The following is a 14,006-nucleotide window of genomic DNA, read 5'->3' on the forward strand; positions in this document are numbered from 1 at the left end:
GTATGGATCAAGCACAAAAGGATGACGGCGGATTGGTGGGTCGGCCCTCCACGGTGGTGCCCGGACGTTTTGGGCAGGAGCTCAAGGTCGAGAAGGTCCGTTGGTCCCGCAAGCAGGGCACGGGCAACCCCTCGCGGCCCATTTTTGTACTCATGCATGGCTGGGGCTCCAATGAGGAGGACATGGCCGACCTGATGCGCTACGTGGCTCCTTACAACGACTATGCATCCCTGCGGGCGCCCATGGTGGTGCCTGGTAGCGAGCGCGGCATGTTCGGCCCTGGCTACACCTGGTTTCATGATATGCGTCCTGAGCAGGAGGACCTGGATCGGGATGGTTACGCAGCGGCTCGGGCTGTGGATGCCTGGGTTTCAGCCAACATCCCCGAGGACCGACCCGTAGTGGCCATGGGCTTCTCCCAGGGGGCCATGCTGGCTGTTCACCTGCTTCGGGTCAACCCTGAGCGTTACCGGGCTTCCATATGTCTGTCCGGTTTCCTGGCTCCGGGCCTGGTGCCCGGCACTGCTCCCGCCGATGGGCGCCTGGCTGGCTTGAACAAGCCGGTCTTCCTGGGGTTCGGCTCGGACGACACCACGGTGCCCAAGTACGAATTCCGTGCCCTGGCCGCCTGGCTGGATGAGCACGTATGGCTGCACACCACCGAGTATGACCACCTGGAACATGCCGTCGACATGCGCGAGATGAACGACCTTCGCCAGTGGCTGGGCGAGATCGACGTGACCTCGGGCCTTATGTAGATCGGCTCAGAGAGCCGAGTCGGCGTCGACCTGCATGACGTAGACGTTGCGGCGCATCTTCCTTGCTGTCGTGCGCGAGATTTCCCCGGATTCGACCATATCCTGGATCTGGCTCAGCTCGATGGCATAACCCTCGCGCTTGGCCTCCTCCACCTGATCCCTGATGGCAGGCATGCCCGCGTATTCGGTCTTTCCCTCCGCCGAGGATTCAATCATCTGATGGTTGATGATGGTGTTCAGCAGGTCCTCGGTCTTGAAGCGGCCCTTGCCCAGCTCGGAGTAAAGCTTTTCGATCAGGAAGTGGTTCATCTCCGCCTGCAGGTGGCGTCCTGCCACGAAGACCTGGTCCTTGTCAATCGGCTGAGCCAGGTGCTTCAGGCGGTGGAACTGGCTGTGCAGCAGGCCCCTGAGTCGTCTGCGAGCCGTGTAGGCCCTCCAGCGGAGCTCACCGCCCCTGTCCAGGTGGAAGAGGGACCCGGATATGGTGGACAGGATCCTGCGGGCGGCCTGTTCCTGGCTGCGTAGATTCAGCAGTTCCTCCTGGTCGTCTCCGCGCTTGTTGCGCTGGTCGATCAGCTGGGCGTCGGCATCCCTGTCGGCTATGGTCTCGGCCTCTGTGCTGGGCTCGTTCTCGTTCCCGGTGGCAGACTGCGTCGATGCAGGTGCCTGCTCTATGCCTGTGTCTTCGCTCTTGAGCTTCTCCTCAAGCTGATCCTGGGCCTCTTCGATTCGACTCAGTCTCTCCTCCATGTAGTCCTGCTCCCACTCCATGGTCTGCACCTGCAGGTCCTGGAAGTCCTTGGGGGAGTACTGGCCGATCTCGGACTTGAGCTTGGCGATGCGGTGGTTGTACTGCTTGATCACCTGCTGGATGGCCAGCCGGTTCTCGTCAGTGATCCTGCTGGAGAGTTCCCGGACCGTACCCCTGAGCACCTTGATGGATTTTTCGACCTGTTGGGCCGGCACCTCGCTGCTCTGTGAGGGAGCCAGCAGCGGCAGGGCGAAGTTGGCCAGCACCAGGGTGACGATGATGACCCCGGCGGCCACGAAGATCAGCTCGCTGCGCATGGGGAAGGCAGAACCGTCATCGGTCATATAGGGGATGGTCAGGGCCAGGGAGAGGGTGATGGTCCCTTTGGGGCCGCCGAAGGTCATGACGGCAGCCGACCTCAGGAGCTTGGATGTGATTCGTGGCCTGCTGCCGGTTTCGTGGTCCTTGGTGAAGATCAGGACGCTGGCCGTCCAGAGGAAGCGCAGCACGATCACCGTCAGGCAAACCAGGGCGATGGTTGCTACCAGCATCCAGTTGCTGACCCGCCGGTCTCGCCAGCTGGTGCCCATGGCCGCCGGCAGCAGCATGCCCAGAAGGACGAAGACCGCGCCGTTGAGGCTGAAGGAGAGCACCTTCCAGACGCTGGACGAGACGATGTTGGCCTTGGAGGTATTGGGTCCCACTCCGGTGTGGTCGAAACGGATCAGCAGTCCGGTGGAGACCACGGCCAGGACTCCGGATACATGCAGGATGTTCTGCCCGACCATGTATATCAGGAAAGGCAGGAAGAGCTCCAGCAGAATCCTGGTAGTGGTGGTTTCCCAGCCCAGGCGACGGGCCGACTCAAAGAGCCAGTTGACTACGAAGCCCATGATCAGGCCGAAGCCGATGCCACCCACGAACTCAACGAAGAACTCGCCCAGGGCCCGGGGCAGGGAGAAAGACCCGGTTACGGTGGCCAGAATGGCGAACTGGAAGCCGATGACGCCGGTCGCGTCGTTGAAGAGCGATTCGCCAGCAAGGATTGAATGTTCATCCGGCGTGAGGTCGGCGCTCTCGCCCAGGGAGGAAACGGCCACGGCATCGGTGGGTCCCAGGGCGGCGCCCAGGGCCATGGCTGCGGCCAGTGGAAACATGGGCCAAGCGGCGTGCAGGATAACGCCCACCATAAGCATGGTTAGGGCGGCCAGTCCGATGGCCAGGGAAAGGGACGATCGCAGTCCCTTGAGCAACTCCACCTTGTTGATGGTGTGGGCCTCGTAGTAGAGCAGGGGCGCGATGAAGAGGACCATGAACAGCTCAGGATCCAGCCGCATCCGCGGGAAAATGGGCAACAGGGCCATGACTGCGCCCAGGACGATCTGGACCAGGGGGGTGGAGATTCGGGGAATGAATCTGGAAATAAAGGAAGAGACGAGGACGGCAGCAAGTATGCACAGGATTAGGATGAATGTTTCCACGGGCTTCCTTTCCGCCACGCAATCCCGGGCGGGCTGCTGCAGGCCCGACTAGCAGGGTTCGTTCGACCAATGAAGGAATCTCCGAGTGCAGGGTCGCATGAGGATCGACGTCGCGTAGTCCATTATACGGAATAGTGATATCCAGGAACAGCATTAATGGACAATGTGCGCTAAGTTGACACCTCAAGCCAAAATGGTGGACAGAGTGCGCTCGCGATAGGCGAACATTTGTGAAAATCCGGCCCGGGGACCCCTCGTCAGCGCATGAAACGCCGGCTCAATCGGTATACTCGTGAAGACCGGGAAGGCTCCAAACCTCCCAGAGGTGCACCGCTTGTGGCGGCTGACCATGGAGCCCCATCTCTTGACCCCGGGGACTTGCGCGCACGCTATTGTTTCCCCGATACTTTTGGACATCCCCCGGTCCAGAAGGAAGATTGCAAGAACGACTGCAGAGGGTCGCATGCGGGGACAAATGACCGATCCGGTTTGGAAAGGCCAGGTTGACCGATGACATCATCCGTGACATCTACAAACATTAAGAATCAGAACGCAGCGGCAGCAGGGACTGACATGCGTTTCGACGACACCGATTGGCATAGCCTGGAGACCTCGGCTGTGCTGGACGCCCTGCACACCGGGGATCAGGGTTTGGACACGCGGGAGAGCGCACGCCGACTGGAGATCTTCGGGCCCAACAGCCTGGCCGAGGCCCAGGCCAAACCCCGTTGGAAGCTCTTCCTGGAGCAGTTCGCCGGCCCTCTGATCGCCGTCCTGATGGTCTGTGGCATCATCACCATTTTTCTGCAGCATTATGTGGATGCGGCGGCCATTTTCCTGGTCCTTTTCCTCAATGCCATCATCGGCTATGTGCAGGAGTCCAAGGCAGATAAGGCCGTGGAGGCCCTGACCACCCTGTCCACCCCCACCACACGGGTGGTGCGCCAGGGCCGGATGGAGCAGATTGACGCCGACCAGCTGGTTCCGGGCGACCTGGTCCTCCTGGAGAGCGGCGACCGTATCCCCGCAGACCTGAGGCTGATCGAGGCCCTCCACCTGCGCATCGACGAGGCCATGCTGACGGGCGAGAGCGAGGATGCCAAGAAGAATACGGACCCTGTGGACCGCGACGCAGCCCTTGGCGACAGGCGCTGCATGGCCTTCTCGGGCACCATGGTCACCAGCGGCCGTGGACGCGGGCTGGTGGTGGCCACCGGCTCCGACACCGAGCTGGGCGAAATCAACGATCTGGTCCATGTGGCCAAAGGCCGCACCCCCCTGCAGCGAATCATCCACCGCACCGAGGTGGGCATCGCCGTCGCCGTCATCCTGGTGGCCATCTTCGTTTTCATCGGCGGAGCCATCCTCAATGGTGACGCTACCGGGGCCTTCCTGTCCGCAGTCTCCCTGGTGGTGGCCTCCATGCCCGAGGCCCTGCCCATCGTGCTGACCGTGGCCATGGCCTTGGGTGTCTCGAGGATGGCTGAATACCATGCCATCGTCCGTTCGCTGCCGGCCGTTGAAACCCTGGGTTCCATCACCGTCATCGGCTCGGACAAGACCGGTACGCTGACCCAGAACCGCATGACCGTGGAACAGTTCACCTTGGGCGGTGGCCAGCCCGTCCCCGTCGAGGGTATGGACCTAGGTGCAGCGGCTGTATCCGGCGACGACCGTATGCGCGGTCTGGCCGCCCTCGCTCGGGCCGGGGCTCTGACCAACGAGGCCCACCGGCAGTCGAATGAACAGGGCGGTATCGAATACAGCGGCGACGCGGTCGACATGGCCATGGCCCGCCTGGCTGATCAGACCGGGGCCGTGACCACTGAAGACCTGGACACTCCTATCGTCATGGAGACCCCCTACGAGCCGGAGCTGCTGCACTCCATGACCATCCGCCGCAGCCCGGACGGCACCCTGACCCAATACGTCAAGGGTGCTCCGGACGCGGTCATGGCCATGTGCCGAACCATGCTGGACCCGGATGGCCAAGTCGTTCCCCTGGACCCCCAGGCCGTCCACAAGTCTTACGAAGCCATGGGCTCCCAGGGGCTGCGCGTCATAGGCGTGGCCAGCAGGGTCCTGTCCTCTGACCAGGACCCCACCTCTCGTCGTCGACCCGACGACTTGACCTTCCTGGGGCTTGAGGGCATGCTCGACCCGCCTCGGCCTGGCGTGCGCGAGGCCATCGCCGAATGCGCCAGGGCCGGCATCCGCGTGGTCATGATCACCGGTGACCACCCGGTGACCGCAGCAGCCATAGGTCGCCGCCTGGGTCTGGAGCACACCGATCAGGCGTTGACCGGCAGCGAGATGCTGGAGATGAGCGACGAGGTCCTCCGGGCCCGTCTGCGTGAGACCTCCATCGCCGCCCGTGTCTCCCCCCAGGACAAGCTGCGTATTGTGGAGGCCCTGCAGGACGAGGGCCATGTGGTGGCCGTGACCGGCGACGGCGTCAATGACGCCCCGGCACTGAAGGCTGCCTCGGTAGGCATCGCCATGGGTCGTTCCGGCACTGACGTGGCCCGGGAGGCCAGCGATGTGGTCCTGACCGACGACAACTTCGTCACCATCACCCAGGCCGTGCGCCAGGGGAGGGTCATCTTCAAGGCCATCCGCGGGTCCGCCTACTTCCTCCTGTCCACGGCTGCAGCCGCCATGATTGCCGTGGGGGTCAACGTGATTGCCGAGGAGCCCCTGCTCTTCCTGCCCCTGCAGATGCTCTGGATCAACTTCGTGACCAACGGCGTCCAGGACATTGCCCTGGGATTCGAGCCGGGCAACGGCGATGAGCTGGAGTCGCCCCCGCGTTCGTCTGGAGAGGGTCTGCTCTCACGGGTGCTCTGGGCGCGACTTGCCGTCTGTGGGCTCTGGATGGCCACCTGCATTCTGGTCCTCTTCCGCCTCAACATCAACGCGGGGATGGATCTGGCCCACGCCCGGACCATGGCCCTGACCCTGTTGGTCCTCTTCAACTTCTTCGTCGCCATGTCGGCCCGGTCCGAGAACAGGCTGATCGTCCAGCTCAACCCCTTGGATAACACCTTCCTCCTGGTGGCCTCGTTCGTTGCCCTGGGCATCCATGCGGGGGCCATGTACCTGGCTCCGGTTGCAGGTGTTCTGGGCATGGCCCCGTTGAGCGCAAGCCAGTGGCTCATCTGCCTGGGGATTGGACTGACGGTCCTGATCTTCAGCGAGGGCGACAAGATGGTTCGTGCATTCCTGGCCAAACGTGGCATCGACACGTCCGGGCGGCCCAAGGGCCATCTGCATCATGTGCGCCGCCGCATTGCAGGCATGATCAACTGAACTGACCTGTCGGGCTGGACTGTCAGACTGAACCCGTGCAAGAACGGTGGAAGGTGCCCATGGAGGAGGCCCTGCGGTTGGCCGGCATAGCCGGAGACCGGGGGGACGTGCCCGTGGGCGCTTTGGTCCTGGATGCCTCGGACCAGGTCATCGGCCGGGGCTTCAATCAGCGGCAGGCCCTGGGCCGCCCCCTGGCCCACGCCGAAATGGAGGCCATCGGAAAATCCAATGCGGGCTGGGATCTTGCAGGATGCACCATGGTCGTCACCCTGGAGCCCTGTCCTATGTGTGCTGGAGCCCTGATGGCCTGCCACTTCAGCAGGTTGGTCTTCGGCGCCTGGGATCCCAAGATGGGAGCCTGCGGGTCGGTCTGGGACCTGCCCCGTGACCCGCATACCGGGACGAAGGTCGAGGTGCTGGGCGGTGTGTGTGAACAGGCATGCGCCGGGATTCTTGCCGACTTCTTCGCCCGTCACCGCCAGGGCTGAGTCCTGTTTTCAGCGGTGGTTGTGGTTGGCCCTGTACCGCTGGAAGGCCGGGGTGACCTGGAGGGCCGCCCAGATGCAGCGCAGGACAATCAGGCAGAGGTAGGCGGCGAACAGGTTGGCGCCCACTCGCGCGCTGACTCCTGAGGCCGCCCAGGTGCCCACCGGCGTGGTCAGAGCGGCCACGATTCCCAGAAGCAGCCCCTGACCGGCGTGGACCAGATGGTGGCGCAGGTTGGTGAAGGTTCCCGACAATGAACTGGGCAGGATGGCCAGCAGGGAGGTCCCCCTGGCGATCAGGTCGCTGGCGCCCAGCAGGGCCAGGGCCGGCACCGCGATGGCTCCGCCACCTACGCCCAGCAACCCTGACAGGGTTCCAATCAGGACGCCGACCAGCAGAATGATCAAGGCCACCGCCGGGCTCAGCTGGATGCTGCTCTCCCTGGAGGGCGTGGACAGCAGCTGCTGGGCAATGACCGCCATCAGGAAGCCCACGTAGAGCCACCTGAGTATCACCTCAGGAAGCCGATCCAGCAGCCAGGTGCCTATTTGCGCTCCAATAACCGTACCCACGGCCAGCAGCAGGGCGGCCAGCCAGTCCACATGCCCGCCCAGGGCGTAGGAGGCCACCCCTGCCAGCGACATGGGGATCATGGAGGCCAGCGAGGTGGCCGAGGCCTGCCGCTGCTGCAGTCCGGTCCATACCAGCGCTGGCACAATGATCGATCCGCCGCCGATGCCGAACATCCCCGACAGGAATCCGCTGATTACGCCTACCAGGACCAGGATGGCCAGGGTCCGCCGGTCCATCCTTCCGGCTCCTCTCTGCTCTTTCTGCATGGGTTCCAGCCTAGGTCGACGTCCTCATCGGGATGGCAGGATGTCCGCCTGAGTGGCCAAGTCCTTCAAGGTGCAGGAATCCGGGCATATTTCAGCCCTTATGTCCACCATGCGACCGTTGCCTTGGTTCCCTTCTGCCGTCTCGGCATACTGCTTGGTATCCCCCGGGCCGGTCCCCGGAGGTGCGTTGTCTATTCAAGAGAATTAAGAGGGTGTATTTCGATGCGATATACGGTCATCGGTGCCGGAGCCATGGGCTATCGTCTGGGCGTGCTGCTGCAGGAGCAGGCCGGCCTGCAGGTGGATTTCGTGGATACCTGGATGCCCAATATTGACAAGGTTCATGACCAGGGAGGCGTCTATGTTTCCCGCGATCATGAGAATCGGCATTTGGTGCCCGTCAACATTTACACCCCCGAGGACTACAAGGGCGACCCCGACGTCTGGATTGTTATGGTCAAGCAGATGCAGCTTGAGGGGATCCTGGAGCGCTGCGCGCCGCTTTTCCGCGACCATCAGGTGGTCTACTCGGCCATGAACGGCTGGGGTCACTTCGACAAGCTGCTCAAGTACTTCCCCAAGGAGCGGATCTACGGCGGCACGGCCATGATCGGCACAGTCCTCAATGGGCCCGGCGATGTGGACTTCATCGGCAAGCCTGGGGCTGGTTCCGTGCATCTGTGTGCCATGACCGAGCAGACCACCGACCTGGAGCGCCGGATGGCCGAGGACTTCAAGGCCGCCAATCTCAACCCCATCCTGACCGAGAACTTCGAGGGCACCTGCCTGGCCAAGATCATCTTCAACTCAGTGGTCAACACCATCTGCACCATGTATCAGATCACCATGGGCCAGTTCGTCTCCTACCCGGGCGCCAAGGACATGTCCCGCCAGCTGATCGACGAGGCCTATGACGCCTGCGAGCGGGCCGGCAAGCAGCTGATCCAGACCCGCCAGGAGACCCTGGACGAGGTGGACTATGTCAGCCGCATAGGCAATCCGCTTCATTACCCCTCCATGTACCAGGACATGTCCAAGGGCCGTCCGACAGAGGTGGACTACATCAACGGCTACCTGGCGCGCCTGGGCCGCGAGCATGACTACGTCTGCCGGACCCAGGAGTTCCTGACCCATGGCGTCCATCTGGCTGAGCTGGCCTTCCGCGTCCACCATGAGGAGCAGGCCGATCAGGGGTGATGTGAACGGTCGCTGAGCAGATTTCCATGAATTACTTTCCCAAGTAAGAAAAACACGCCCTTCCAGACAAGTTAGCCGCGGGTCCCTAGCATGGAGCCTAATTGTTCAATGTCGGCAAACGACATCGTCGGGCTTATGGCGGAGGTGTCATGGAGGATCATCGCGGCGGCCCAAGGATGGGGTCCTATCAGAGCAAATCGAATCTGGGGGTTCCCCTCAGGCTGGTTTACATGGAGCAGTCCGGGCTGTCCCTTGCTGTCCTCTTCCCGGGGAAGGGTCTGCCGCGAATAGTTCACTGGGGCGATCCAGTGGCCGATCCGCAAGCCCTTCTGGGTTCCTACGACGCTCTGGCCCCGCAGCGGGTATCAGGAGGACTGGACCTGACGGCCTGGCCCAGCATCCTCCCGACCCAGTCCGAGGCGTGGACCGGACAGCTCCGACTGCGCATCTGCCGCGGCGGTGTTGAGGTCTTTTGTTGCTTCCAAGTCGAATCAGTCGATCTGGGTGCAGACTCGGTTCGGCCTGACGACTCCGCTGTTCCGACGCTGAAGGTTCGGGCCTGTGACCGGGACCAGGGCGTGGGACTGATCTGGCATTGCCAGGTGCTCCCGTCCGGTCTTGTCAGGCAGCGTGCAGACCTGTTCAACCTGGATAGGGTCAGAGATCTGGATGTCAACGGCTTGGAGCTGGCTTTCCCCTTGCCGGCCGAGGCAACCGAGATTCTGACCACCACCGGTCACCACCTGCGCGAGCGCAGTCCGCAACGTCAGCCACTGACCGTAGGCCGTCTGGAGCGTTCAAGCCTGGTGGGCCGACCGGATTTTGACTCCTCACTGGTCATGTGTGCGGGCCGACCCGGGTTCGGATTCGAGCATGATGAGGTATACACGGTCCACTTGGGCTGGAGTGGCAATGGCCTGCTCAGCGCCGAGCGGATTCCTTCAGCTTCCGCATTGCTGGGCGGCGGCGAGATTCTGATGGCCGGGGAGATTACGCTTCCTTCTGTTGACGGTCATTCCGACCAGCAGGTATATTCCACGCCCTGGCTCTATGGTTCCCGTGGCAAGGGACTGGACCAGGCGGCCCACAGGTATCATGCTTTCCTGCGGTCCCTGCATCCTGGCTTGGCCTCACGTCCTAGGCCCGTCACGCTGAACACCTGGGAGGCGGTCTACTTCGACCAGTCCTATGACAAGCTGGCTGCCCTGGCTGACCAGGCCGCCCATATAGGTGTGGAGCGCTTTGTCGTTGATGATGGGTGGTTCCAGGGCAGGCGTTCGGATGAGTCCGGGCTGGGGGACTGGTCCATCGATCGGCAGGTATGGCCTGAAGGGCCTAGGAGCCTGGAAGCCCTGGCCGCAAGGGTGCATCAGCTGGGAATGGAATTCGGCCTCTGGTTCGAGCCCGAAATGATCTGTCCGAACTCAAACGTCTTTCGCGATCATCCTGACTGGGTCATGTCCCCCGGGCCTTCCCGGTTGCCTGTCGAAGGCCGCAACCAGCAGGTCATGGATCTGACCAACCCCGATGCCTATGCCCATGTGTTCGAGGCCATGGACTCGCTCATTACGCTTATGGGCATCGACTACATCAAGTGGGATCACAATCGCTATGTGACCGAGGCCTGCTCTCCCCGGTCGGGACGTCCTGCCGTGCATGCGCAGACCGAGGCGGTCTATGGAATCATGCGCGACCTGAAAACCAGGCATCCCGGTTTGGAGATCGAGTCCTGCGCTTCAGGGGGCGCACGCATCGATCTGGGCGTATTGGAATATGCGGATAGGGTCTGGGTCTCGGACTGCGTGGATCCCGTCGAGCGGGCCGACATCCAGCGGTACACATCCCTGCTGGTGCCTCCGGAGATGATGGGTGAACATGTGGGCGACTCCCCGGCCCATTCCACCGGCCGTGCCACCTCGCTCGATCTGCGTGTGGCCATGGCTTTCTTCGGCCATATGGGTGTGGAATGGAACCTGCTTGCCGTGCCCCAGGATCAGCTGACTGAGCTGGGGCGCTGGATCGATCTGTATAAGCAGTGGCGGCATATGCTGCACACCGGTCATGTAGTACATGGCGACGCACCCGACCCGGCAGTCCGCTTGGACGGGGTGGTCTCTGCCGACGGCTCGCAGGCGCTCTACCGATTCACCCAGTTGACCTCTTCGGCCAATTACCCCCCGCAGACTCTGGCGCTTCCCGGCCTGGATCCCAGTGCTGATTACCGGATCAGGCCCTTGGACGTCTGCCGTGACCTGGCTCGGATCGGTAATGGGCAAAGTCCTCTGGCCTGGTGGTGTCCCCAAGGGGCGGTCCTCCCGGGCGCGGCCTTGGGCGCTCAAGGAATCCGGCCACCGGTCATTCACCCGGCGGAGGCGGTGATCTTTGAGGCGAGCCGTATCTGAATCCGTCGAGCCGTTTCCCGATTTATTCGGGCTTATCGGCCTCTTCGGGACCCTGCAGATACCGGGCGATTGCTCTGGCTGCGGGGGCTTGGGCCCAACGGAGCCAGTCGCCGTCGATGATCTTCACGGGGACCTCGACCATCTGGCTGTGGCGGAATGAGGCTGTGCCCTTGCGTACGGACTCGATGCATCTCTTCATCAGATAGGAAGTCTCCCCGCCCACCAGGACCTTGTCGGGCAGGGCCACGTTGGCCACCAGGGCGATCAGCACCCCTAGCCGATAACCGGTCAGATTGAGCAGGGTCTCCGCCTGCGGCATGTCCTCTTCCAGGTCTTTGACCAACCTGTCAAAGCTGGCAGCCTGTCCGATGGCATGCGAGTATTGCTCAGCCAGGGATCCTGTAGTCAGGCACTGGGCGCAGCCACGATGGCCCAGATAGCAGACCGGCCCATCCGGATCCACCAGCTGATGGCCGATCAGCCCAAAACCCTCGTCCGGTGAGGAGACGGGCATGCCGCTCTCGCTTAAGGCATAGCCGATGCCGGATCCCATGGTGATCAGAGCGAACCGGTCCAGCCCGATGCCCTCGCCAAACCATCCTTCGTACAGGGCCAGGGCATCGAGATCGTTGAAGACCAGACAAGGCAGATCACATGTGCTCTCCATCTGGGTGGCAAGGTCAACGGGTTCGCTCCAATGCAGGAAGGGGGCGTAGGTGACTACCCTGTCTTGCTCCGCCCGACCGCCCAGGGAGATGGCCAGGCCGGAGGGGCTGGGCAGACCGGCCCGACTGATCTCGCGCATGCAATCTTGGGTCAGGTTTGACAGCATCCTTACGACCTGGCCTGGGTTTCGCTGTCGAATGTGATGACTGTGGGACCGGCCGACGGGTCGGCAGGCCAGGTCCGTCGCCGTTGCCAGTGCAGTACCACCGTGAAGATTGATGCCAATGAAGGTCTTGGCTTCCCGGCGGATGACCAGGGCTTGCTGCGGTCTGCCTACGCTACTGGAACCATGCTTGTGGCCATCCTGTCTTCCTGGTTCGTCTGCCTGCGGCAGTGTGCCGGCTTCCCGGATGACCCCGAGATGGGTCAGATCGTTGGTGATACGCGATACGGCGCCCTGGGTCAGGTTGAATCGCCGCGCCAGAGCCACTCTGGAGATTGGACCGTGCTGGAGGACCTCGACGGCGATGCGGTGGGTGTATTTGGAGGCCGTGAACCAGGCTGGGAATGGCCGTGCTTCCCCTGAGCGGTCAGCATCCCCGTGTTGGTTTGATATTTGGTTGTCTCTGTCGGCCACGGCGCCTCCTTACGGACAAACCTCCCTGTACTGAACAGCCTATCTTAATTACTTTCTTAACGAAAGGAACTCGCCAGAGCTGGGAATGAAATATCCCGGTACCCTATGCTGGTCCGCAGAATCATCTAGGTCACAGTTGCCCGTGCAGATGGTAAAGGAGCCAAATATGAAGGTTATCGGCAGTAGGAAAGGATCCGGGCTTGGCCGAATATCGGCCTGGGTCCGCAACGGAGTCGCCTCACTCCTGGCTCTGTTGACTCTCGTGGCCATGGCGGGCTGCGGCTCCGCGGATTCAGGCCTGGTCACTCTGGACTTCTTCCAGTTCAAGTTCGAGGCCGCCGACCAGTTCAAGGCCATGGTGGCACAATTCGAGAAGGAGAATCCCGACATCAGGGTGAACATCAACAATTCGGCCGACGCCCAGACGGATTTGCGCACCCGTCTGGTTAAAAACCGGGTGCCCGACGTCATCACCTTCAACGGTGATATCAGCTTCGGCATGTTCGCGGCATCCGGGGTCTTTCATGATTTCACCGACGATCCCCTGGTCAAGGAGCTCAATCCGGGCATGGTGTCGATAGCCAGGAATCTGGTCCAGACCAAGGATCCTTCGGCCAAGCGCCTGTATGGCCTGCCCTTTGCCGGCAATGCCAGCGGATACATATACAACAAGACGCTCTGGCGAAAGGCAGGGGTCGATCCTGACAATCCGCCGCGCACCTGGTCGGAGTTCACGGCAGTCATGGACAGGTTCAAGGACCAGGGCATCGAACCTGTGCAGGGCACCCTCTCCGATTCCTGGACCGCTCAGGCCCCTTTGGCATCACTGGCGGGGACTCTGGTCCCTGAGAGCAGGTACCGGGATCTTCTGGCTGGGAAAACCGATTTCAAGACCCTGTGGACACAGCCGGCTCGACGAGAGGTCGAGCTCTTCAGCCATTCCACTGGCGACAAGGGCGTTACCTACCAGCAGGGCACCCAAAACATGGCCAAGGGCAAGGTGGCGATCCTTCCCCTGGGAACATACGCCATACCGCAAATCAGGATGATCGATCCGGATGTGGACCTCGGATTCGCCCAGATGCCGGCCAACGATTTCCCCTCCCAGCAGATACTGACGGCTGGCGACGATGTCATGCTGACCATGGGTGCCACCACCAGGCATCCCAAGGAGGCCATGCGGCTGATCCGTTATCTGATGCAGCCCCAGCAGCTGCGCACATATGCAAAGGCCCAGACGGCCTTCACGCCGACCAGAAAGGTGGAGGCAGGCGATCCGGCCCTGAACGGGGTTCTTCCCTTCTTCCAACAGAACCGCTTGGCCGACTTCTGCGACCATTACATCCCCTCTTCCATCAATATCGGCGGCTATCTGCAGACCATGGTCACCAAGGGGGATGTGGACGGCTTCATCGGTTCCATGCAGAACGAATGGGACAAGGTCCAGGCAAGGAACTTCCAATGATGAAAGGTCAGGACT

At 62.1% G+C, this 14,006-nt stretch carries 9 protein-coding genes; 6 read left to right on the top strand and 3 right to left on the bottom strand.

Annotated elements, in window-relative coordinates; genetic code table 11:
- The first annotated feature begins 2 nt into the window (after positions 1 to 2).
- Positions 3 to 758 (top strand): alpha/beta hydrolase, encoded by a 756-nt coding sequence (locus AACP62_RS08110; protein ID WP_339347627.1) that lies wholly within the window; start codon positions 3 to 5, stop codon positions 756 to 758.
- A gap of 6 nt (positions 759 to 764) precedes the next feature.
- Here the strand turns inward: AACP62_RS08110 and AACP62_RS08115 are convergent, their stop codons facing one another.
- Entirely contained in the window at positions 765 to 2,990 is a 2,226-nt protein-coding gene (locus tag AACP62_RS08115) for a cation:proton antiporter domain-containing protein (protein ID WP_339347629.1), read from the bottom strand.
- 573 nt (positions 2,991 to 3,563) lie between these two features.
- Here AACP62_RS08115 and AACP62_RS08120 point away from each other — a divergent pair.
- Together AACP62_RS08120 and AACP62_RS08125 are read left to right on the top strand one after the other, a co-directional pair.
- Positions 3,564 to 6,299: a cation-translocating P-type ATPase gene (locus AACP62_RS08120; RefSeq protein ID WP_339347631.1), complete on the top strand. Its 2,736-nt coding sequence runs from the start codon at positions 3,564 to 3,566 to the stop codon at positions 6,297 to 6,299.
- Between the two features lie 59 nt (positions 6,300 to 6,358).
- The gene (locus AACP62_RS08125) at positions 6,359 to 6,787 is read left to right on the top strand and encodes a nucleoside deaminase (protein WP_029679017.1); all 429 of its coding nucleotides are present in this window, start codon (positions 6,359 to 6,361) and stop codon (positions 6,785 to 6,787) included.
- A 9-nt stretch (positions 6,788 to 6,796) separates the two neighbouring features.
- On the opposite strand, the gene AACP62_RS08130 is transcribed toward AACP62_RS08125, so the two are convergent.
- Positions 6,797 to 7,624 carry a sulfite exporter TauE/SafE family protein gene (locus AACP62_RS08130; protein WP_339347633.1) on the bottom strand — a complete coding sequence of 276 codons (828 nt, stop codon included), beginning with the start codon at positions 7,622 to 7,624 and terminating at the stop codon, positions 6,797 to 6,799.
- A 222-nt stretch (positions 7,625 to 7,846) separates the two neighbouring features.
- Here AACP62_RS08130 and AACP62_RS08135 point away from each other — a divergent pair, with 222 nt between their 5' ends.
- Together AACP62_RS08135 and AACP62_RS08140 are read left to right on the top strand one after the other, a co-directional pair.
- Entirely contained in the window at positions 7,847 to 8,821 is a 975-nt protein-coding gene (locus AACP62_RS08135) for a ketopantoate reductase family protein (protein WP_029679015.1), read from the top strand.
- Positions 8,822 to 8,997: 176 nt separating this feature from the next.
- Positions 8,998 to 11,223: an alpha-galactosidase gene (locus AACP62_RS08140; RefSeq protein WP_339347660.1), complete on the top strand. Its 2,226-nt coding sequence runs from the start codon at positions 8,998 to 9,000 to the stop codon at positions 11,221 to 11,223.
- A gap of 22 nt (positions 11,224 to 11,245) precedes the next feature.
- Here AACP62_RS08140 and AACP62_RS08145 read toward each other — a convergent pair whose 3' ends face one another.
- Entirely contained in the window at positions 11,246 to 12,526 is a 1,281-nt protein-coding gene (locus tag AACP62_RS08145; RefSeq protein ID WP_339347636.1) for an ROK family protein, read from the bottom strand.
- A gap of 268 nt (positions 12,527 to 12,794) precedes the next feature.
- Between AACP62_RS08145 and AACP62_RS08150 the strand changes: the two genes are divergently transcribed.
- A complete protein-coding gene (locus AACP62_RS08150; RefSeq protein WP_339347662.1) occupies positions 12,795 to 13,991 on the top strand; it encodes an ABC transporter substrate-binding protein in 1,197 nt (398 codons plus the stop codon).
- The last annotated feature ends 15 nt before the right edge of the window (positions 13,992 to 14,006 follow it).

Origin of the sequence: Bifidobacterium apis (genome assembly GCF_036986835.1) — a bacterium.
Classification (GTDB): Bacteria; Actinomycetota; Actinomycetes; order Actinomycetales; family Bifidobacteriaceae; genus Bombiscardovia; species Bombiscardovia apis_A.

Excerpts from the sequence above, each read along its gene's own strand:
- AACP62_RS08130 (WP_339347633.1), bottom strand. The coding sequence starts at position 7,624 with ATGCAGAAAGAGCAGAGAGGAGCCGGAAGGATGGACCGGCGGACCCTG.
- AACP62_RS08140 (WP_339347660.1), top strand. The coding sequence starts at position 8,998 with ATGGGGTCCTATCAGAGCAAATCGAATCTGGGGGTTCCCCTCAGGCTG.
- AACP62_RS08125 (WP_029679017.1), top strand. The coding sequence starts at position 6,359 with ATGGAGGAGGCCCTGCGGTTGGCCGGCATAGCCGGAGACCGGGGGGAC.
- AACP62_RS08110 (WP_339347627.1), top strand. The coding sequence starts at position 3 with ATGGATCAAGCACAAAAGGATGACGGCGGATTGGTGGGTCGGCCCTCC.
- AACP62_RS08135 (WP_029679015.1), top strand. The coding sequence starts at position 7,847 with ATGCGATATACGGTCATCGGTGCCGGAGCCATGGGCTATCGTCTGGGC.
- AACP62_RS08150 (WP_339347662.1), top strand. The coding sequence starts at position 12,795 with ATGGCGGGCTGCGGCTCCGCGGATTCAGGCCTGGTCACTCTGGACTTC.
- AACP62_RS08120 (WP_339347631.1), top strand. The coding sequence starts at position 3,564 with ATGCGTTTCGACGACACCGATTGGCATAGCCTGGAGACCTCGGCTGTG.